Here is a 20,553-nt window from a genome sequence, read left to right on the forward strand (position 1 = left end):
TTTTTTCTTTTTCCTGCCCGCCGTTTTTGTCCAGCCCCAACGGAGAGCTGCCATGACCGATACCCCCGACCGCGACGAACGCCACTTGGCGCGCATGCTGCGCAAAAAAGCCGTGATCGACGAGCGCATCGCCAACTCCCCTAACGAATGCGGCTTGCTGCTGGTACTCACCGGCAACGGCAAAGGCAAGAGCAGCTCGGCGTTTGGGATGCTCGCTCGCGCCATGGGCCATGGGATGCAATGCGGTGTGGTGCAGTTCATCAAGGGGCGTAACAGCACTGGCGAAGAGTTGTTTTTCCGCCGCTTCCCCGAGCAAGTGCGTTTCCACGTCATGGGCGAAGGCTTTACCTGGGAAACCCAGGACCGCCAGCGCGATATCGCCGCCGCCGAGGCAGCCTGGGCGGTATCCCGCGAACTGCTGCAAGACCCAACCATCGGCCTGGTGGTGCTGGACGAGCTGAACATAGCCCTCAAGCACGGCTACCTCGACCTGGACCAAGTGCTCAGCGACCTGCAAGCCCGCCCGCCGATGCAACACGTGGTGGTCACTGGCCGTGGCGCTAAGCCGGAGCTGATCGAGATGGGCGACACCGTCACCGAAATGGGCATGCTCAAACACGCATTCCAGGCCGGTATCAAGGCACAGAAGGGCGTCGAACTTTGAATCAGCCCCGTCATTGCCCGGCCGTATTGATCGCCGCACCGGCGTCCGGCCAAGGCAAAACTACCGTCACCGCCGCCCTGGCCCGTTTGCACCGCAATCTGGGACGTAGGGTGCGCGTGTTCAAATGCGGTCCGGACTTTCTGGACCCGATGATCCACGAACGCGCCAGCGGTGCGCCGGTGTATCAATTGGATATGTGGATGGTGGGCGAGCAGGAAAGTCGCCGCCTGCTGTGGGAAGCGGCGGGGGAGGCCGACCTGATCCTGATCGAAGGCGTGATGGGTCTGTTCGACGGCACGCCCTCCAGTGCCGACCTGGCGCGGCACTTCGGCGTGCCGGTGCTGGGCGTGATTGATGGCACCGCCATGGCCCAAACCTTTGGTGCTCTGGCGCTAGGCCTTGCGCGCTACCAGCCGGATCTACCGTTCGCGGGCGTGTTGGCCAACCGCGTCGGCACGTTGCGTCATGCGCAATTGCTCGAAGGTAGCCTCACTGAAGGCCTGCGCTGGTACGGCGCGCTGTCCCGCGAGACGGGAATCGAGCTGCCGAGCCGTCATCTGGGCCTGGTTCAAGCCAGCGAACTGAATGACCTCGATGCACGCCTGGACGCCGCCGCCCAAGCCTTGGGCAGCAGTTGCGAAGTCGCTTTACCGCCGCCCGTGACCTTCGCCGCGCCTGAAGTGATCGAAGCTGAGCCGTTGTTGGCCGGTGTCCGCATTGCCGTGGCCCGCGACGAAGCCTTCGCCTTCACCTACGGCGCCAGTCTTGACCTGTTGCGGGCGATGGGCGCTGAGCTGACATTTTTCTCCCCGATCCACGATCGCGAATTACCTGACGCCGACAGTCTGTATCTGCCTGGTGGCTACCCGGAACTGCACCACCAGGCGTTGTCGGAAAATACTCCGATGCTCGACGCCATCCGTGCTCACCATGCGGCGGGTAAGCCGTTGCTCGCTGAGTGTGGCGGCATGCTCTACCTGCTGAACTCCCTCACCGACGTCGACGGCAACCGCGCCGAACTGCTCGGCCTGTTGCAGGGTGATGCAGTGATGCAAAAGAAACTGGCGGCCCTGGCGCTGCAAAGCGTCGAATTGCCGGAAGGCGTACTGCGCGGCCATACCTATCACCACTCCCTGACCAGCACCGAATGGCAACCGATTGCCCGTGGTTTGAGCCCCAATGGTGGGCGCGGGGCCGAAGCGGTCTACCGACAGGGGCGGATGACGGCCTCTTACGTGCACTTCTACTTTCCGTCGAATCCGGCTGCTGTGGCCGCATTGTTTTTACCCACGATAGCGCCATGACTGACAACGCCTTCCCCCAGGCCGACCGCGATGCCGTTTACCGCGCCATTGCCGAACGCCGCGACATGCGTCACTTCAGCGGTGGCACTGTCGCCCCTGAATTGCTCCACCGCCTGCTTCAGGCCGCGCATCAGGCGCCGAGTGTCGGCCTCATGCAGCCCTGGCGTTTTATCCGCATCAGCGACCGCCACCTGCGCGGGCAGATCCAGCAACTGGTGGAAGAAGAGCGCGTGCGCACAGCCGAGGCCCTTGGCGAGCGCACCGATGAGTTCATGAGGCTTAAGGTCGAAGGCATCAATGACTGTGCCGAAGTACTGGTGGCGGCATTGATGGATGATCGCGAGCGCCATATTTTCGGCCGGCGCACCTTGCCGGAGATGGACATGGCCTCGCTGTCCTGCGCGATCCAGAATCTGTGGCTGGCCGCTCGCGTGGAAGGCCTTGGCATGGGCTGGGTCTCGTTGTTTGAGCCCCAGGCCCTGGCCGATTTGCTGGGCCTGCCGCCCGGCGCAAAACCTCTGGCTGTGTTGTGCCTGGGGCCGGTCGTCGAGTTCTATCCGGCACCGATGTTGCAGCTCGAAGGCTGGACCGAACCGCGTCCGCTGAGTGACATGTTGTTTGAGAATACGTGGAGAGTAAGTCAATGAGTGTGGCCTTGCTGTGTGTCGCTGCAGTGGCGTTGGATGCGCTACTGGGCGAGCCCAGGCGCTGGCATCCGCTGGTGGCGTTCGGCAATTTTGCCGGGCGCATCGAGCAACGTTTCAACAGTGGCGGCCGTGGCTGGCGCAGTCACGGTGTGACGGCGTGGTTTATCGCCGTGGTGCCGTTGACGCTGCTGGCCACCGCGTTGTCGTGGGCGCCTTATATCGGCTGGGTGTTGGAGATTCTGGCGTTGTACTGCGCCCTCGGTATGCGCAGCCTCGGCGAGCATGTGATGCCGGTGGCCCAGGCGTTGCGCAGCGATGACCTGGATGAAGCCCGCACGCGGGTGAGTTACCTGGTGAGCCGCCAGACCAGCGAGCTGGATCGCACCGAAGTCGCCCGCGCCGCCACCGAATCGGTATTGGAAAACGGCAGCGATGCGATATTCGCCGCGCTGTTCTGGTTCGTGGTCGCTGGCGTACCGGGCGTGGTGCTCTACCGATTGAGCAACACCCTTGATGCCATGTGGGGCTATCGCAACGAGCGCTTCGAGCGCTTCGGCTGGGCCGCAGCGAAAATCGACGACGTGCTCAACTACATTCCGGCACGCCTGGTGGCCTTGACCTACGCCGTGCTCGGCAAAACCCGCCTGGCCCTCAAATGCTGGCGCACCCAGGGCCCGACCTGGGACAGCCCCAACGCCGGGCCGGTGATGGCTGCCGGCGCAGGCGCCTTGGGTGTTGAATTGGGTGGTGCTGCGATTTATCACGGCGAAGTACACCAGCGTCCGCCATTGGGCGAAGGCCCGGCGGCGGATGCCGACTCCATCGACCGAGGCTGGCAACTGGTGCAGCGCGGCGTATGGTTGTGGCTGCTGATCCTATGTGCGGGGGCGCAATTCTATGCTTGAACACGGTGGCCGACTGCGTAAAGCATCCATTCAATACGGGATTGCCGAGGCCGACTGGCTTGACCTGTCCAGCGGTCTCGCGCCTTGGCCCTGGCCGATCCCGCCGATCCCGCTGCGTGCCTGGGCACGATTGCCAGAGACCGACGACGGCTTGGAACAGGCTGCCAGCGAGTACTACGGGGCCGCGCATTTATTGCCGGTGCCCGGTTCCCAGGCGGCGATCCAGTTGCTGCCGCGCCTGCGCCGATCCGGCAAAGTCGGCGTGCTGTCGCCTTGCTATGCCGAGCATGCCGAAGCCTGGCGCCGCGCCGGGTATGTGGTGCGCGAGGTGCAGGAACAGGAAGTCGACTTCTTCCTCGATAGCCTCGACGTTTTGGTGGTGGTCAATCCCAACAATCCTACAGGCCAGAGCCTGACTCCCCAGCGCCTGCTGGACTGGCACACACGGCTGGCCCAGCGCGGCGGCTGGCTGGTGGTGGACGAAGCGTTTATGGACGTGACGCCGGAGTTGAGTTTGGCAGGCCAGGCTCATCAGGTCGGTCTGATTGTGTTGCGCTCGTTCGGCAAGTTCTTCGGCCTGGCCGGCGTGCGTCTGGGATTTGTGCTGGCCGAACGCAAGTTGCTCAAGTTGCTCGCTGAACAGGTCGGGCCTTGGGCCGTCAGCGGACCGACACGCGTGTTGGGGCAAGTGTGCCTGCGCGACACTGCCGGGCATACCCGTCAGCGGGCGCGTTGCGTCGAGGCTGGCGAGCGATTGTTCACGCTGCTTGAGCGCCACGGATTTCAGCCTCAGGGCGGCTGCGCGTTGTTCCAATGGCTGATCACCCCGCACGCCGAACGCATGCACGAATTCATGGCCCAGCGCGGCATCCTGCTGCGCCTGTTCGTCCACGACAGCAGCCTGCGCTTCGGCCTGCCCGACACCGAGGCCGATTGGTTGCGCCTCGACGCCGCACTGGCCGCCTATAAGGATGCTTCATGAGTACGCTGATGGTGCAAGGCACCACGTCCGACGCCGGCAAAAGTACGCTGGTGACCGCGCTGTGCCGCTGGCTGGTGCGCCAGGGCGTCGCAGTGGTGCCGTTCAAGCCGCAGAACATGGCGCTCAACAGTGCCGTGACGGCCGAAGGCGGCGAGATCGGCCGCGCCCAGGCGGTGCAGGCCCAGGCAGCTAATCTGGCGCCCCACACTGACATGAACCCGGTGTTGCTCAAACCCAACAGCGACACCGGTTCCCAAGTGATCATCCACGGCCGCGCCGTGACCACCATGAACGCCGTGGCCTATCACGACTACAAAGCCATCGCCATGCAGGCAGTGCTGGCCTCCCACGCACGGTTGAGCGAAGCCTATCCGGTGGTGATGGTGGAAGGCGCAGGCTCCCCGGCGGAGATCAACCTGCGCGCCAATGACATTGCCAACATGGGCTTCGCCGAAGCCGTTGACTGCCCAGTGTTGCTGATCGCCGACATCAATCGCGGCGGTGTGTTTGCCCATCTGGTCGGCACCTTGGAATTGCTTTCGCCCACCGAACAAGAGCGGGTCAAGGGCTTCGTCATCAACCGTTTTCGCGGCGATATCGCGCTGTTGCAACCCGGTTTGGATTGGCTGCAAGCACGCACTGGCAAACCGGTAGTGGGGGTTTTGCCCTACGTGATGGATTTGCACTTGGAGGCTGAAGACGGCATCGACCAGCGTCAGATCGACAAGGCGGCGCAGGTGCTCAAGGTGGTGGTGCCGGTATTGCCGCGCATCAGCAATCACACGGATTTTGACCCACTGCGCCTGCATCCTCAGGTGGATTTGCAGTTTGTCGGTCCGGGCCGGTCGATTCCTGCCGCCGACCTGATCATCCTGCCGGGCTCGAAAAGCGTGCGCAGTGATTTGGCGTATCTGCGTGCCAATGGCTGGGATACCGCCGTAGCACGGCATTTGCGGTATGGCGGCAAGGTGCTGGGGATTTGCGGCGGGTTGCAGATGCTGGGCGAGCAGGTGCATGACCCATTGGGGCTGGAAGGAGCGGCGGGTTCCAGTGACGGGTTGGGGTTGTTGGCGTTCAGCACGACTTTGGAAGAAGAGAAGCAACTGCGCAATGTGCGGGGGCGGTTGTTGCTGGAGGATGCTGAGGTCAGAGGGTACGAGATTCATGCGGGTGTGACGTGTGGCGCTGCCCTGTCGAACGCCGCCGTGCTGCTGGAGGACGGTCGCAGTGACGGCGCGCAAAGTGCTGACGGGCAGATTCTCGGCACGTATCTGCATGGCTTGTTCGAGACCCCGGCGGCCTGCAGTGCGTTGCTGCGTTGGGCAGGGTTGCAGGATGTGCAGGAGGTGGACTACCACGCCCTGCGCGAGCGCGATATCGAACGCCTGGCCGATCTGGTGGAGAACCATTTGGACACCGATTTGTTGCGCAAACTGTGTGGGATTTAATGGTGTACACACGGTTCAAAGGTGGGAGGGGGCTTTCGGTGTACATATCCATTCCTGCGTTCGGCCAGCGTGGTTTACGGGGCGACTTCAGATCAAAAGCAGGATCAAAAACGACTCGCTTCGCATCGTGGATGGGTGGGTGGGTAGGGGGTGTCTCATGCTTCAACTGATTTTAGGCGGCGCTCGTTCCGGTAAAAGCCGCCTGGCCGAAAAGCTCGCCAGCGACAGCGCTTTGCCCGTCATCTATATCGCCACCAGTCAGCCGCTTGACGGCGAGATGAATGCCCGCGTTGCCTCGCATCGCGAGCGTCGCCCTGATCATTGGGGTTTGATCGAAGAGCCTGTCGAGCTGGCGCGTGTGCTACGCGAAAACGCCGCACCCGGTCGCTGCTTGCTGGTGGATTGCCTGACCCTGTGGCTGACCAATCTGCTGATGCTCGAAGACGCAGAGCGCTTGGCGTTTGAGCGCGATCAATTGCTGGAAACCCTGGCCACGCTGCCGGGGGAAATCATTTTTGTCAGCAACGAGACCGGAATGGGTGTCGTGCCGCTGGGCGAATTGACTCGCCGCTATGTGGATGAAGCCGGTTGGCTGCATCAAGCTTTGGCCGAGCGGTGTCAGCGTGTTGTCCTGACGGTTGCCGGCCTGCCCCTGACTTTGAAAGGTATTGCGTTATGACTGACACCTGGTGGCTCAACCCTTGTAAGGCGATTAACGCCTCGGCGTACGAACAGGCCCTGGCGCGCCAGCAGCAATTGACCAAGCCGACCGGTTCCCTCGGTCAGTTGGAAGCGCTGGCCGTGCAATTGGCTGGCTTGCAGGGCCAGGTCAAACCGTCGGTTGATCACGTGTGGATTGCGATTTTTGCCGGGGATCACGGCGTGGTTGCCGAAGGTGTGTCGGCGTATCCCCAGGAAGTGACCGGGCAGATGCTGCATAACTTTGTCACCGGTGGTGCGGCCATCAGCGTACTGGCGCGGCAATTGGATGGGCAGTTGGAGGTGGTCGACCTCGGTACGGTGAACCCGTCGCTGAGCCTGCCGGGCGTGCGTCACCTGAATATCGGCACGGGCACCGCCAACTTCGTCAAGGGCCCGGCAATGACCGTGGCTCAGGGGCAATTGGCATTGCAAGCGGGTCGCGATAGCGTGCTGCGTGCCCGTGAAAGCGGTGCGCAGTTGTTTATCGGCGGCGAAATGGGCATCGGCAACACCACCGCTGCCAGTGCGTTGGCGTGCGCGTTGCTCGATTGCCGCGTCAGCGATCTGACCGGCCCGGGTACAGGGTTGAACGCTGAAGGGGTGAGCCACAAGGTTGCCGTGATCGAACGCGCATTGGCGTTGCATGGCGGGCAGCGTGGTGACGCACTGCACACCCTGTTCAACCTGGGCGGCTTTGAGATTGCTGCGTTGGTGGGAGCTTATCTGGCGTGCGCCCAAGAAGGCGTGGTGGTGCTGGTGGATGGGTTTATCTGCACGGTCGCCGCACTGGTGGCCACGCGTCTGAATCCGGACTGCCGCGATTGGCTGTTGTTCGGCCATCGGGGCGCTGAGCCGGGTCATCGTCATGTGCTGCAAAGCCTTGATGCTCAACCGTTGCTCGAACTCGGCTTGCGCCTGGGCGAAGGCAGCGGCGCCGCGTTGGCGGTACCGTTGTTGCGCCTGGCGTGTGCGCTGCACGGGCAGATGGCGACCTTTGCTGAAGCGGCCGTGGCAGACCGTCCGGCATGATTTTGCACCTGGACCTGCTGCGCCACGGCGAAACCGAGCTGGGCGGCGGCCTGCGTGGCAGCCTGGATGACGCCTTGACCGCCAAAGGCTGGGAGCAGATGCGCGCCGCCGTCATAGCGCAGGGGCCTTGGGACCGGCTCATCAGTTCGCCGCTGCAACGCTGCGCGCGCTTCGCTGATGAGTTGGCGGCGCGGCTGAAGGTGCCGGTGAGCTTGGAAAAGGACCTGCAAGAGCTGCACTTCGGCGCTTGGGAAGGACAGAGCGCGGCGGCGTTGATGGAAACCGACGCCGAAGGCTTGGGCCTGTTCTGGGCCGATCCCTATAGCTTCACGCCACCTGAGGGTGAGCCGGTCAGGGAATTTTCCGAACGTGTTTTGAGCGCCGTCTCACGCTTGCATCAGGCCTATGCTGGTGAGCGCGTGCTGTTAGTCAGTCATGGCGGGGTGATGCGTTTGCTATTGGCCCAGGCCCGAGGCTTGCCCCGCGAGCAGTTGCTGAATGTCGAAGTCGGCCATGGTGGGCTGTTCAGCTTGCAGGTCGCTGCCGATGGCGTGTTGAAGGAAGGAATCTGACGATGCTGCCGTTCTGGATTGCCCTGCAATTTCTCAGCAGCCTGCCGATTCGCTTGCCGGGCATGCCGCAGCCGCAGGAGTTGGGGCGCTCGTTGCTGTTTTATCCGGTAGTCGGGCTGCTGTTCGGGTTGCTGTTGTGGGGGCTGAATACGGCGTTGATGGGGGCGCCATTGTTGCTGCATGCCGCGCTGCTGCTGACGGCCTGGGTGCTGCTCAGTGGCGGGTTGCACTTGGATGGCCTGGCGGACAGCGCGGACGCCTGGCTCGGTGGTTTTGGCGACCGTGAGCGCACCCTGACCATCATGAAAGACCCCCGCAGTGGACCGATTGCGGTAGTCACCCTGGGCTTGGTGTTGCTGCTCAAGTTCAGTGCACTTGTGGCCTTGATTGAGCAACACAACGGCGCTGCGCTCATTTTGGCACCGCTGATCGGGCGGGCCTCGATGCTGGCGTTGTTTCTGACCACTCGTTATGTGCGTGCTGGCGGATTGGGTCAGGCATTGTCGGATCATTTACCTCGGCTCGTCGGCCAACAGGTGCTAATCCTCAGTGGTCTGGCCTGCATTCTTATCGGGGGATTCAGTGGTGGGATCGCGGTGCTGCTCGCGGCGATCTGCTTCATTGGTCTGCGCCAGTTGATGGTCAATCGCCTCGGCGGCACCACCGGCGACACCGCTGGGGCCTTGTTGGAGCTGCTGGAAGTCGCTGTATTGGTCGGTCTGGCGCTGTAACACTTTCTTGCATTTCAATAATCGCGGGTATATACACGTTCCATGCTTGCCTCCCAATGTTTATGCACCAACCTGCGACGCGCCGCCCGTGGCGTCAGCAGGCACTACGACGGCGCCCTCGACGGCTTCGGGATCAACGTTGCCCAGTATTCTTTGCTGTGTAACCTGCAGCGCCTTGATCAGCCGAGCATTTCCAGCCTGGCGGACGCCATGGGGCTGGACCGCAGCACCTTGGGGCGCAATCTCCGGGTGTTGGAGTGCGAAGGATTGGTCCAGTTGGTCGAGGGCAATGACCTGCGAAATCGCCTGGTGCTGCTGACCGAGGCGGGTGCAGAACGGCTGGCTGCGGCCTTGCCAGCCTGGGAAGCAGCGCAACAGAAATTGATCGATCAACTCGGCGCGGATAAACGCGAAACCTTGTTGGCCTTGCTGGATGAGCTCGCCTGAAGGCGAGCTTGTTCGAACATAAGCGGGTATATACCCGCGAGCGGAGAATAAGAAATGACCTCGATGTGGCGCACCAGTGGTTGGATCCTAGTGGGGAGTGCGCTGATCCTGGCGTTGTCATTGGGGGTGCGACACGGTTTCGGCTTGTTCCTTGCGCCAATGAGCAGTGAATTCGGCTGGGGTCGAGGCACGTTCGCCTTGGCGATTGCGCTGCAGAATCTGATCTGGGGCCTGGCGCAGCCATTTGCGGGGGCGGTGGCCGACCGATTCGGCGCGACCAAAGTGGTATTTGTAGGTGGAGTGCTGTACGCCGTGGGCCTCGTGTTGATGGGCCTGTCCGATTCCGCGTGGTCGCTTTCGCTGAGTGCCGGTCTGCTGATTGGTATCGGTCTCTCTGGAACCTCGTTTTCGGTGATTCTTGGGGTCGTCGGCCGTGCCGTGGCGCCGGAAAAACGCAGCATGGCCATGGGTATTGCCAGCGCCGCAGGTTCATTCGGCCAGTTCGCTATGGTGCCCGGCACCTTAGGCTTGATCAGTTGGCTGGGCTGGTCCGCAGCACTGCTTGCGTTGGGCCTGATGGTGGCGTTGATCTTGCCGCTGGTCAGCATGCTCAAGGATCAGCCGCTGCCGGTACTGGCCGGGCAGCAGACCTTGCGCGAGGCATTGCACGAAGCCTGCGGACACTCCGGATTCTGGCTGCTGGCCTTTGGCTTTTTCGTCTGTGGTTTCCAGGTGGTGTTTATCGGTGTGCACCTGCCGGCCTACCTGGTGGATCAGCACTTGCCGGCCACCACAGGCACCACCGTGCTGGCATTGATTGGCCTGTTCAATATCGTCGGTACCTACACCGCCGGTTGGCTGGGTGGGCGTATGTCCAAGCCGCGTCTGCTGACCGGGTTGTACCTGTTGCGAGCGGTGGTGATTGTGCTGTTCCTTTGGGCGCCGGTGACCCAACTCAGCGCCTACCTGTTCGGCATGGCGATGGGCTTGCTGTGGTTGTCCACGGTGCCGCTGACCAACGGCACCGTAGCCACCTTGTTTGGCGTGCGAAATCTTTCGATGCTCGGTGGGATTGTGTTCTTGTTCCATCAGATTGGTTCGTTCCTCGGCGGTTGGTTGGGCGGGGTGGTCTATGATCGAACCGGCAACTACGATTTGATCTGGCAAGGTGCCATTGTGTTGAGCCTGCTCGCAGCCGCCCTCAATTGGCCGGTACGCGAGCGGCCGGTGGCGCGTCTACAGGCGCAAATGGAGGCGGCATGAGCCTGAAAGCACAGGGTTTATTGATTATTGCGGGGCTCATCCTGCTGGTGCTGGCATGGTGGGGCTGGCAGCGCGGCGGGCTGGCATTGATGCAACTGGGTATGTCGATCTGTTAAGTTCGATCCCTGAACTCTTGAAAGGACGTTTCGACATGCAGATGCGCTGGCTGGCTGTACCTGTGCTGATGGCGGCTTTTGGCGGTGTGGCGTTGGCTGCTGATTGCCCACCTTTGCTTGAAGGCCAATTGCCCAAACTGCGCGCCAAGGAATCCATCGACCTGTGCCAGCGCTTTGCCGGCAAGCCTTTGGTTATCGTCAACACCGCGAGCTTTTGCGGATTCGCCCCGCAGTTCAAAGGCCTCGAAGCCTTGTATCAACGCTACAAGGATCAAGGGCTGGAAGTGATCGGCGTGCCGTCCGATGACTTCAAGCAGGAAGCCAAGACCGGCGAGGAGACCGCCAAGGTCTGCTACGTGAACTACGGCGTGACCTTCACCATGACTGAGCCGCAGAAGGTCAAGGGCCCGGATGCAGTGAATCTGTTCAAGGTGTTGGCACAGCAGAGCAACGCGCCGAAGTGGAATTTCTACAAGTACGTGGTGGATCGCCAGGGTAAGGTGATTGCCGATTTTTCCAGCCTGACCAAGCCGGACAGCCCGGAGCTGATCAAGGCGGTGGAGCAGGCGATAGCGTCTAAACCCTGATCCGCGCCCAATGAAAAGCCCCGCCTCCTTTGCAGGAGAGCGGGGCTTTTTTACACCTGCCTGAATCAGAAGGTGTAGGTCATGCCCAGGCCGAAACCGTTGGCACTGTTTTCGTACTTGGCGCTGTAGTTGGACGGCAGCGAGGTGTTATTGACCTTGACGTCTTCTTCCTTGAGGTAGGAGTACGCCAGGTCGACCGTCATGTTATCCATGACCTTGTAGCCCAGGCCCACGCTGAAGATCGTCCGGTCGCCAGTAGGAATACGTGGCGAACGATCGGTGTTGTTGGTTGGCGACTGGTCGAAGGTCAGGCCGGTACGCAGTACCACCTGCTTGGTCAACTGGTATGAGGTACCCACGGCATAGGCCCAGGTGTCGTGCCAGTTTTGTTCTTCGGTGATGTTGGCGATTCGGCTAGGGGCCAGGGCGCCACCGTTTGTCCCAGTCACACCTTCGTTGTTGACGGTGATCTCTTTCAGGCGACTCCAGCGTGTCCAGGTTGCACCGCCGTACACTTTCCAGGCATCGGTCAGGTCTTGAGTGACCGACAGGTCGTAGGATTCCGGGGTCTCGATTTTCAAGGAGGCGTCGTAACGGTTGTTACGCAGCGCGCCTTGAGTCTGGGCCGGACCGCTGACGGTGGTGTGCCCCTCAAGCTTGTAATTGACCTTGGAGTGGTAGGTCAGGCCGACGCGGGTAGTATCGGTTGCCTGGACCAGCACACCAACATTGAAGCCCAGTGCGGTGTCATCACCCTTGATCTTGACGTTGGTGTCCGAGAAAGGCGCGCCGATTACCAATGTCTTGTCCGACTCCAACACCCCGGAGATGCGGTTGATGGTCGGACCAAAACCGATGGAAACCTTGTCGTTGAAGGCATAGCTGACAGTCGGCTGGAAGGTCATGACCTTCACTTCGCTCTTGCTGCCAAAGCCACGGCCCTGGAAGCCGTTTTCGTAGTCGGTCACCAGACCGAACGGTGCATAGACGCCGAAGCCGATGGCCCACTGATCGTTGAGTTTGTTGGTGTAGAAGCCGAATGGCACCGCAGTGAACGGAACCATATCACCTTTGTTGGAGCCGCTTGGGCGGCCACTTGCGTCCTTGATATCGGTCGAAGCATCAATGGCAGCAACACCGCCCGTGATCTGCTGGCCATTCAGGCGAGCCATACCGGCAGGGTTACCGTAAACAGTGCTTGCATCATCGGCAGAAGAGGAGCGACCTGCGAAACCCGTACCCATCCCGCTCACGCTTTGTTCGTTCAGTGCAAAGCCGCTTGCGAACAGTTGGGAGGATGCCATGGCAACGGCGAGGCTAAGTGTGGTCTTGAGCATTACTTTTTTCATTATTAGAACTCCGTGGTGATCACCGCTGCGGAAAGTACCAATAAAATTAACATCGCGCTATAGGCTGTAATGTCGGAGATAGAGCGTTTTTGTAGGACAATCCGACCAAAATTCAGCGTTTTTGGCGAATCTTGCAAATTGCCCGGTCAGCAGGCCACGTGATTCATGGGTGAAACACAGGTTTGCCAGGTTTGGGTGAAATCTCGCAGCCTTCCTTGCGGATGAAATATTTCTTTCCAGATACGTGCCATCGCTAAAACGTCACCGGATTGAGGCAGGGCAGGGCTATGTTGTTCCACCAGAAGCCATGCGATGGCGGTGGCGTAACGCAGGTTTACGGTGAGCTCCAATTGTGGGGCGCTGAGAAAGGCGTGTTGGCTGGCCAGCCCGCGCACCAGGCTGGCACGCTCGGGGTCGAGTGCCAGGTAGGTGTCCCACAAGGCGCGATGACGGGGTTCGGTGATGCTGTACAGGCCGTGACCGCGTCGATCGTGCAAGGCGGAACCCAATTCCGACTGGCTGGCCGCGATACCCAGGAGCAGAGACTCTGCCGTTGGGCTCTGTCGGTCGAGGTACATCAGCGTCGGCCGGATTACATAACGACACAATTCACTGGCAGCGATACCCATACAAGCCTCAATCCGTGAAAGTGGTCGACGAGACCTGAGAAGGAGGGGGCTTGGCAGCAGTGGATCGGATCTCAGGCTCGCCGGAAGCGGATCACGCCGCTTGAGTTGAAGTGTAGTGTCATATTCGCGATGTAAAGGCCTGTTTTTAAAACATCTTATTCAACCAGTTATAATGTTTATATCGATTTGAACTTAGTAAAACTTCGCAATTCAGGAATCGCAGGCAATAAAAAACCCTGTGTTTTAAACAGGGTTTTTTGTGTTTCAGCGACTCGGGTCGATCAGGCAACCAGTGCCTGACGGGTACGCTCGATCACGGCCTGCAGCGGTTCTGCGCTGGAGTATTGATCGGGGTACAGGCGTTCGCTGTGACGAGCGATGCCGTGTTCGTTGACCAGTGTGAAGCTGAAGCAGCCTTTGCGAGCGGCCATGATCAGGCAGTTCATTGGGGCAAAAGCATTAGTGAGGGTGCGAATGGCATCCTGAGTATGGATTTGAGCGTTCATATTATTGGTGTTCCTACAAATGACACGGATTAAGAGCCGTGCAACGTTAAAACGTTCCAGTAACGTTGATCACCATTGATCAAACGAAGAACCTGACTGGAACAAAGCAGCCAGTTTGAAGCGCTAATAAGTTAGGCGCGCTTGGGCTGGCAGGTAGGTACTTAGGAGGGCAGGCAGCACAACAGGGGCAAAGGTTCTGGGCCCAGGGTGAAGATCCTGATCAATTTGCAGGTTGGTTCGGTCAGAGTATGGAAACTTCGCGACACCCTTTGCTTGTTCAAAGGCAATGTCGTCGCAAGTGATACCTGGAAACCTTCGAGGTGGTCGATCCCGTGTTGTTCAGGGGAGTTGTTCGACCAGAATTGACTTTCAGCTTGGTACTAACGCCGCGGATAGTAACGGAATGAAACAGGTAATGGAAGTGTGTTACCAAAAAAACTTCAATCAGCCAGCCAGCAGGCTGCGGTAGACCAGTACGGTGATAGCTGCGGCCATCGAACAGCCCAGCCCATAGGCGGCTAAGGTCAGGCGCAGTGATTGGCCGGTCTCAACGACCTTCATCACATCGCGCATATCGTTGATGCGGCCTTCGCCGAGCTCGATGCACAGGCTTATGGCCGTGAAAGCGGCCGACAGCAAGATAGCGATGGCGAACAGCGCGCCATCTGGCGATGGCAGCGCGGCATTAATCCACAATGAGATGGCGCAGATGGCCAGTAACAGCACAGCGAATAACAGAATTCCTTTCATCGACCTAGTCCGCATTGCGTTGCCCGTCGGGCAGTGTGGAGAGCCGGTAAAGATTTGAAAAGTCCCCAATTGGCTTCGCGGTAACGTTTTTGAAGGCAGTCGCTCCAAAAAAAGCCGGGGATATAACCATCGGATCGGTACTTGTGCACATTGGTTGCGGCAGGTGTAACCAGGCTGTCCATCGCATCGCAGCCTCGCCATTTGCCTGTAATGGAAATTTAAGTCAATGAAAAATCTGGCTTTTTTTTATTGGTGAAAAAATCGTCAGTTTGACTGCGAGCCCCGCTCCATGGGCCTTTGCGCGAGTTTAAGGTAGGTTGTCCACTGAGTTATCCACAGCTTCTGTGGATTGTCCCAAGCGCTTGCTCTAGCACGGGCGTGCACGGTTTTTTGAGCTTTACCTGTACGAAAAAAAGAGTAGAGTGGCGCGCCTTCCGTTCTGTCCCACAGTGCTTTATGAAGTTTCGCTCAGTATCACCTTCTGTTACCGACACCCTACAGACTGTTACCGCACCCAAGCGCTTCTCATTGAAAGTGGCCCTGTGGTTGCTCGACAGCCCGCGCCTGGGACACAGCAGCAACGTCAAACACTTCGCCGGACGCTTGCTCAAGCAGCCGGCTCGTGAAGGCGTCGTCGCCGCACAAAGCCGCCTGGGCCAATTGATGTGCCGTGAATGCGGCAATGCCCGCGACCGCCGTATCGGTCACGACCTGCTGCGCATGGCCGCCCGTGCCGGTGACCTGCGCGCCCAACGCGAACTGGGCCAGGTCGAAGACTGAGCTGTCTTCCCGCCCTATGCTTGGTTAACCTTGCTCCTTTTCGGTGATGGCAGAAATGGCTATGGCTTTTGACTGGACCAGTATTGCCCTGGGCCTTGCAGGCGCTGCAGTGCCGTTGTTGGCTGTGTGCTGGCAGCTCCAGCGGCGGTTGACCGCGCGCACCACTGGCTGGGAATTGCTTGAAGAGCGCCTGGCCACTGCGCAACTGGCCCAGGAAGGCCTCGCCGCGCAACTGGATGCCAGCCGCGATGAAATCAGCGACCTGAGCCAGGCCAACGCCGCCAAGCAGGCCGACCTCGCCGCTGTGCGCCGTGAAGTCGAACTGCTGCAGATCGACCGTGACAACGCCCGCGACGCCGCCCACGCCTGGAACCTCGACCGCAGTGCAAAAGACACCGAGTTACGGCGCCTCGACGCCCTGGCGGCCGGCTTGCGCGCCGAACTGCGTGAGCAACAGGACAGCCATCAACAGCGTCTGACTGACCTGCAAGGCTCGCGAGATGAACTGCGCGCGCAATTCGCCGAATTGGCCGGCAAGATCTTCGACGAGCGTGAACAGCGCTTTGCTGAAACCAGCCAGGAACGCCTGGGACAGTTGCTCGATCCGTTGAAGGAACGCATACAGTCCTTCGAAAAGCGTGTGGAAGAGAGCTATCAGAACGAGGCGCGTGAGCGTTTTTCCCTGGCCAAGGAGCTTGAGCGCTTACAGCAACTGAACCTGCGTCTGTCAGACGAAGCCACCAACCTGACCCGCGCCCTCAAGGGCCAGAAAACCCAGGGCAACTGGGGCGAACTGATCCTTGAGCGCGTGCTGGAACATGCGGGACTGGAGAAGGGGCGCGAGTACCAGACCCAGGTCAGCCTCAAAGGGCCGGACGGCGAACGCTTTCAGCCGGATGTGCTGATCATGTTGCCTGGCGACAAGCAGGTGGTGGTGGATTCCAAGGTCAGCCTGACGGCGTATCAACAGTACGTTGCGGCTGATGATGAAGTGATTGGCCAAGCGGCGCTGAAACAGCACGTGCTGTCGCTGCGCAATCACGTCAAAGGCTTGGCCGGCAAGGACTATAAGCGCCTGGAAGGCCTGCACAGCCTGGATTTCGTCTTGCTGTTCGTGCCGATCGAAGCGGCGTTTTCCGCTGCGTTGCAGGCCGAGCCGAATCTGTTTCAAGAGGCCTTCGACCGCCATATCGTGATCGTCAGCCCTACGACCTTGCTTGCGACACTGCGGGTGATCGACAGCCTTTGGAAGCAGGAACGCCAAAGCCAGAACGCCCGGGAAATCGCCGAGCGCGCTGGTTGGCTGTATGACAAGTTTGTGCTGTTTATCCAAGACTTGGACGAAGTGGGCAACCGTCTTCAGCAGTTGGATAAGGCCTACAGCGCCGCGCGAAACAAGCTGACAGATGGACGCGGAAATCTGGTCAGCCGCACCGAGCAATTAAGGCTGCTGGGTGCTCGCGCGAGCAAAAGCCTGCCGGCGGACTTGCTGGAGCGGGCGATGACCGATTCAGACGGCGTCGCACACCTTCCCGAATAAACGCAGCGCTAAATGTGGGGGGCGCATCCGGTTTATAGAGGTAAGTGTCGACTCAGCAACGCCCGCAACGCCGCCGGCTTCACCGGCTTGGCCAGATAGTCCAAGCCAGCCGCATGCACCTCGGCAACCATCTCCGGACGGCCGTCGGCACTGATGACCACACCGGGAATAGGCTCCGCCAACTGCGCGCGCAGCCAACCCATCAATTCAGTGCCGGTTTCTCCATGATCCAAGTGGTAATCCACCAGCGCCAGTTGCGGCCGCACCCCTTCGGCTAACAACGCCGCGCACTGCGCCTGGTCGGTGGCGGTCCACACTTCGCACCCCCAGCGCGTCAGCAGGCTGCGCATGCCGATCAGGATGCTTTCTTCGTTATCCACGCACAGCACTTGCGCGCCGCTCAATGGCTGGCCGTTATCCGCTGTCGGCTTGGGCTGCGGGCTGGCCTGGTTGCGCGCCAGTGGCACGCGCACGCTGAACACGCTGCCTTTGCTCGGCCACGAGCGCACGCTCAGACGATGGCCCAGCACCCGGCACAGGCCGTCGGCAATCGCGAGGCCCAGGCCCAGGCCTTTCTCGGCGCGGGTCTGATGGCTGTCCAGGCGCTTGAACTCTTCGAAGATCACCTTCTGTTTATCCTGCGGAATACCGGGGCCTCTGTCCCACACCTCCAGGCACAACTCGCCCTTGCGCCGGCGTACGCCAAGCAGCACCGGGCCGTCGGCATAACGGAAAGCGTTGGTCAGGAAATTCTGCAGGATTCGTCGCAGCAGCTTGATGTCGCTGTCGACCCGCAGGCGACTACCGCGCAGGCGGAAGCGCAAACCTTGCTCCTGGGCCAGTGCCTTGAATTCCGCGCCCAGAGTGTCGAACAGCTCGTTGAGCACAAAGGGCTGGCGTTGCGGATTGATTTTGCCGTTTTCCAGGCGCGAGATATCCAGCAGGTCGCTGATCAGGTCTTCGGCGGAGCGCAGCGAACTGTCCAAGTGCTGCACCAGTTGCCTGGCTTCGCTGGACAGGCCGTCGTTCTGGTGGGAGAGGGCGGCTGAGAACAGGCGGGCGGCGTTCAATGGTTGCATCAGGTCATGACTGACGGCTGCGAGAAAGCGTGTCTTCGACTGGCTGGCGGATTCGGCCACGCCTTTGGCATCGGTGAGCGCCACATTGAGCTGCGACAGTTCATGGGTACGTTCGGTCACCCGCTGCTCAAGGCCTTCGTTCGCTTCGGTGAGCGCCTGCTCGGCTTCGCGGAACGCGGTGATGTCAGTGAAGCTCATGACAAATCCACCACCGGGCATCGGGTTGCCAATCAGCTCAATCACCCGTCCATTCGGGAACAAACGCTCGGAGGTGTGCGCGCGGCCCTGGCGCATCCAGTGCAGGCGTCGCGCCACATGCACTTCGGCCTCGCCCGGGCCACAAAGGCCGCGCTCGGCGTTGTAGCGGATGATGTCGGCGATTGGCCGGCCGACGCTGATCAGCCCGTCGGGGTAGTTGAACAGTTCCAAGTAGCGTCGATTCCAGGCCACCAGCTTGAGCGACTGGTCGACGACGCTGATGCCCTGGGTAATGTTTTCGATAGCCCCTTGCAGCAGCGCACGGTTGAACTGCAGCACTTCCGACGCTTCATCGGCGATGCGTACTACGTCCTCCAGCTGCATTTCCCGCCCTTCAATCGCAGCTTTTACCACCGCACGCGTCGAAGAGGCGCCGAGTACACCGGCCAACAGGCGTTCGGTGTGGGCGATCCAGTCATTATCGGCATTCTGATTGGGGTTGAAGCCTTTGCCCTGGCGGTAGGCAAAGCGGATAAAGCTCTGCTGGGCACGTTCTTCACCAACAAAACGTGCCGCCAGGCTGAGGAGGTCGCTGATCTGTACCGACAGCATTGAGCGGGCGTTGGCGCGCTGGCTGATTTCCTGGCCGATAAAACGCCCGGCTTGCCAGTGCTCCGACACCCGCGTGCGCGACAGCATCGACACCCACACGAACAGCGTGAAGTTACCCGCGAGGGAGAACACCGTGCCCAGGGTCAGCGACGTGACGGATAAACCCAACGGGTGGGAATGCATCCACGTCAGCCCAGGGAAAAGGCTGAGGGACCAGCCCAGGCTTTTCGCCGTTACGGGTAGGACCAAGGTGTAGAACCACAGGAATGTGCCCGCCGCCAAGCCGGCAAACACACCGCGGCGGTTCGCCTGCTTCCAATACAGCGCGCCAAGCATGGCCGGGGCGAGCTGGGTCACGGCGGCAAAAGCGATCTGTCCGATAGTTGCCAGGCTTGCCGTAGAACCCAGTAAGCGGTAACTCACGTAAGCCAACAGCAAAATGATCACAATGCTGACCCTGCGCACCGAGAGCATCCAGTGGCGGAACACCTCGAACGGGCGCTCTGCGCTGGAACGGCGCAACAGCCACGGCAGCAACATGTCGTTGGAGACCATGGTCGACAGGGCGATGCTCGCCACAATCACCATGCCGGTGGCCGCTGAGGCGCCGCCGATAAATGCCAGCACCGCCAACGCCGGATGGGCTTCGGCCATGGGCAGGCTGATCACGTAGGAGTCCGGCAATACGGAGCCGGGCAGCAGCATCTTGCCGCCGAGAGCGATGGGGATGACGAACAGAGCGGCGAGGATCAGGTAGGCGGGGAATACCCACTTGGCTACGCGCAGGTCCTGCGGGTCGATGTTCTCTACCACCGTCACATGAAACTGTCGGGGCAAGCAGATGATCGCCATCATCGCTACGCCGGTCTGCACCACCATTGACGGCCAGTTGACGGTCTCCTTCCAGTATTCCTCCAAGCGTGGCGCGAGCATTGCCTGGCTGAACAGGTCGCCGAAACCGTCGTAAAGGCCGTAGGTCACGAACGCGCCCACTGCAAGAAAAGCGAACAGCTTGACCAGGGATTCAAACGCAATCGCCAGCACCATGCCACGGTGGTGTTCCGTGGCGTCGAGGTTGCGCGTACCAAACACAATGGTGAACAGCGCCAGCACCAAGGACACGATCAGTGCCGTGTCCTGGGCCCGCGTGCCGGTGGTATCGGCGCCCGCGCCGATCAGCAGGTTCACCCCCAGCACGATGCCTTTGAGTTGGAGGGCGATATAGGGCAGCACGCCCACCAGGCAGATCAGCGCGACCACCACTGCCAGGGACTGGGATTTGCCGTAGCGCGCGGCAATGAAGTCTGCGATGGAGGTGATGTTTTCCTGCTTGCTGATCAGAATCATCTTCTGCAGCACCCAGGGTGCCAACACAAGCAACAGCACCGGTCCCAGGTAGATCGGTAAAAACGCCCACAACTGTTCGGCGGCTTGGCCTACGGCGCCGAAGAACGTCCAACTGGTGCAATACACCGCCAGAGACAGGCTGTACACCCAGGCGCGCACGCGCGGCGGCAATGGCGCGCGACGGCGGTCACCGTAGAAGGCAATGGCAAACATAATGGCCATATAGGCCAGGGCAACGGCTGCAATCAGCCCGCTGGACAGCGTCATGGTAACTCCGAGCATAGAAACACCCGGGTATTCCTGCCCCGGTTGGACAGTCTCGCATGATGGCTGAGGTTAGTCAGTGTCGACCAAGGTCGTGTGGGA

20 protein-coding genes are annotated in these 20,553 nt (G+C 60.5%); 15 read left to right on the plus strand and 5 right to left on the minus strand.

The window, feature by feature from the left end:
• Positions 1 to 52: 52 nt before the first annotated feature.
• The 13 genes from cobO to ACVWXD_RS03740 all read left to right on the plus strand — a co-directional run bounded on the left by cobO (position 53) and on the right by ACVWXD_RS03740 (position 11,397).
• Positions 53 to 664, plus strand: coding sequence for a cob(I)yrinic acid a,c-diamide adenosyltransferase (gene cobO, locus ACVWXD_RS03680; protein ID WP_027603802.1), 612 nt, complete (start codon positions 53 to 55; stop codon positions 662 to 664).
• Positions 661 to 1,968: a cobyrinate a,c-diamide synthase gene (locus ACVWXD_RS03685; protein ID WP_032887791.1), complete on the plus strand. Its 1,308-nt coding sequence runs from the start codon at positions 661 to 663 to the stop codon at positions 1,966 to 1,968. The genes cobO and ACVWXD_RS03685 overlap by 4 nt, the downstream gene beginning before the upstream one ends.
• Positions 1,965 to 2,615 carry a 5,6-dimethylbenzimidazole synthase gene (gene bluB, locus ACVWXD_RS03690; protein ID WP_457370692.1) on the plus strand — a complete coding sequence of 217 codons (651 nt, stop codon included), beginning with the start codon at positions 1,965 to 1,967 and terminating at the stop codon, positions 2,613 to 2,615. The genes ACVWXD_RS03685 and bluB overlap by 4 nt, the downstream gene beginning before the upstream one ends.
• Positions 2,612 to 3,520, plus strand: a complete 909-nt coding sequence (cbiB, locus tag ACVWXD_RS03695; RefSeq protein WP_457370693.1) for an adenosylcobinamide-phosphate synthase CbiB — start codon at positions 2,612 to 2,614, stop codon at positions 3,518 to 3,520. Before bluB ends, cbiB begins: the two co-directional genes overlap by 4 nt.
• Positions 3,513 to 4,502, plus strand: coding sequence for a threonine-phosphate decarboxylase CobD (cobD, locus tag ACVWXD_RS03700; protein ID WP_032887797.1), 990 nt, complete (start codon positions 3,513 to 3,515; stop codon positions 4,500 to 4,502). Before cbiB ends, cobD begins: the two co-directional genes overlap by 8 nt.
• Positions 4,499 to 5,950 (plus strand): cobyric acid synthase, encoded by a 1,452-nt coding sequence (locus tag ACVWXD_RS03705; protein WP_457370694.1) that lies wholly within the window; start codon positions 4,499 to 4,501, stop codon positions 5,948 to 5,950. Before cobD ends, ACVWXD_RS03705 begins: the two co-directional genes overlap by 4 nt.
• Positions 5,951 to 6,107: 157 nt before the next feature.
• Positions 6,108 to 6,629: a bifunctional adenosylcobinamide kinase/adenosylcobinamide-phosphate guanylyltransferase gene (gene cobU / locus ACVWXD_RS03710; RefSeq protein ID WP_179178621.1), complete on the plus strand. Its 522-nt coding sequence runs from the start codon at positions 6,108 to 6,110 to the stop codon at positions 6,627 to 6,629.
• Positions 6,626 to 7,681 carry a nicotinate-nucleotide--dimethylbenzimidazole phosphoribosyltransferase gene (gene cobT, locus ACVWXD_RS03715; protein WP_122754443.1) on the plus strand — a complete coding sequence of 352 codons (1,056 nt, stop codon included), beginning with the start codon at positions 6,626 to 6,628 and terminating at the stop codon, positions 7,679 to 7,681. The genes cobU and cobT overlap by 4 nt, the downstream gene beginning before the upstream one ends.
• Entirely contained in the window at positions 7,678 to 8,253 is a 576-nt protein-coding gene (gene cobC / locus ACVWXD_RS03720) for an alpha-ribazole phosphatase family protein (RefSeq protein WP_032887806.1), read from the plus strand. The genes cobT and cobC overlap by 4 nt, the downstream gene beginning before the upstream one ends.
• A 2-nt stretch (positions 8,254 to 8,255) precedes the next feature.
• Positions 8,256 to 8,984: an adenosylcobinamide-GDP ribazoletransferase gene (locus ACVWXD_RS03725; RefSeq protein ID WP_457370695.1), complete on the plus strand. Its 729-nt coding sequence runs from the start codon at positions 8,256 to 8,258 to the stop codon at positions 8,982 to 8,984.
• A 42-nt stretch (positions 8,985 to 9,026) separates the two neighbouring features.
• Complete coding sequence (locus tag ACVWXD_RS03730; RefSeq protein ID WP_032887810.1) at positions 9,027 to 9,431, plus strand: MarR family winged helix-turn-helix transcriptional regulator; 405 nt, start codon at positions 9,027 to 9,029, stop codon at positions 9,429 to 9,431.
• A 63-nt stretch (positions 9,432 to 9,494) separates the two neighbouring features.
• Positions 9,495 to 10,694 (plus strand): MFS transporter, encoded by a 1,200-nt coding sequence (locus ACVWXD_RS03735; RefSeq protein ID WP_163033221.1) that lies wholly within the window; start codon positions 9,495 to 9,497, stop codon positions 10,692 to 10,694.
• 151 nt (positions 10,695 to 10,845) lie between these two features.
• The gene (locus tag ACVWXD_RS03740) at positions 10,846 to 11,397 is read left to right on the plus strand and encodes a glutathione peroxidase (RefSeq protein ID WP_032887814.1); all 552 of its coding nucleotides are present in this window, start codon (positions 10,846 to 10,848) and stop codon (positions 11,395 to 11,397) included.
• 65 nt (positions 11,398 to 11,462) lie between these two features.
• Here ACVWXD_RS03740 and ACVWXD_RS03745 read toward each other — a convergent pair whose 3' ends face one another.
• From ACVWXD_RS03745 to ACVWXD_RS03760, 4 genes are all read right to left on the minus strand, one after another.
• Positions 11,463 to 12,746 carry an OmpP1/FadL family transporter gene (locus ACVWXD_RS03745; protein ID WP_122754441.1) on the minus strand — a complete coding sequence of 428 codons (1,284 nt, stop codon included), beginning with the start codon at positions 12,744 to 12,746 and terminating at the stop codon, positions 11,463 to 11,465.
• A 146-nt stretch (positions 12,747 to 12,892) separates the two neighbouring features.
• Entirely contained in the window at positions 12,893 to 13,375 is a 483-nt protein-coding gene (locus ACVWXD_RS03750) for a hypothetical protein (RefSeq protein WP_122754440.1), read from the minus strand.
• 281 nt (positions 13,376 to 13,656) lie between these two features.
• Positions 13,657 to 13,881, minus strand: a complete 225-nt coding sequence (locus tag ACVWXD_RS03755; protein ID WP_003175353.1) for a hypothetical protein — start codon at positions 13,879 to 13,881, stop codon at positions 13,657 to 13,659.
• Between the two features lie 444 nt (positions 13,882 to 14,325).
• The gene (locus tag ACVWXD_RS03760; protein ID WP_032887819.1) at positions 14,326 to 14,631 is read right to left on the minus strand and encodes a hypothetical protein; all 306 of its coding nucleotides are present in this window, start codon (positions 14,629 to 14,631) and stop codon (positions 14,326 to 14,328) included.
• A 456-nt stretch (positions 14,632 to 15,087) separates the two neighbouring features.
• Between ACVWXD_RS03760 and ACVWXD_RS03765 the strand changes: the two genes are divergently transcribed.
• Together ACVWXD_RS03765 and rmuC are read left to right on the plus strand one after the other, a co-directional pair.
• On the plus strand, positions 15,088 to 15,411 hold the full coding sequence (locus ACVWXD_RS03765) for an SEL1-like repeat protein (RefSeq protein ID WP_032887821.1): 324 nt from the start codon (positions 15,088 to 15,090) through the stop codon (positions 15,409 to 15,411).
• Between the two features lie 61 nt (positions 15,412 to 15,472).
• Positions 15,473 to 16,951 carry a DNA recombination protein RmuC gene (rmuC, locus tag ACVWXD_RS03770; protein ID WP_095185419.1) on the plus strand — a complete coding sequence of 493 codons (1,479 nt, stop codon included), beginning with the start codon at positions 15,473 to 15,475 and terminating at the stop codon, positions 16,949 to 16,951.
• A gap of 32 nt (positions 16,952 to 16,983) precedes the next feature.
• Here rmuC and ACVWXD_RS03775 read toward each other — a convergent pair whose 3' ends face one another.
• Positions 16,984 to 20,454, minus strand: a complete 3,471-nt coding sequence (locus ACVWXD_RS03775; protein ID WP_457370696.1) for a hybrid sensor histidine kinase/response regulator — start codon at positions 20,452 to 20,454, stop codon at positions 16,984 to 16,986.
• Positions 20,455 to 20,553 lie beyond the last annotated feature (99 nt).

The organism is Pseudomonas sp. TE3911, assembly GCF_054062775.1.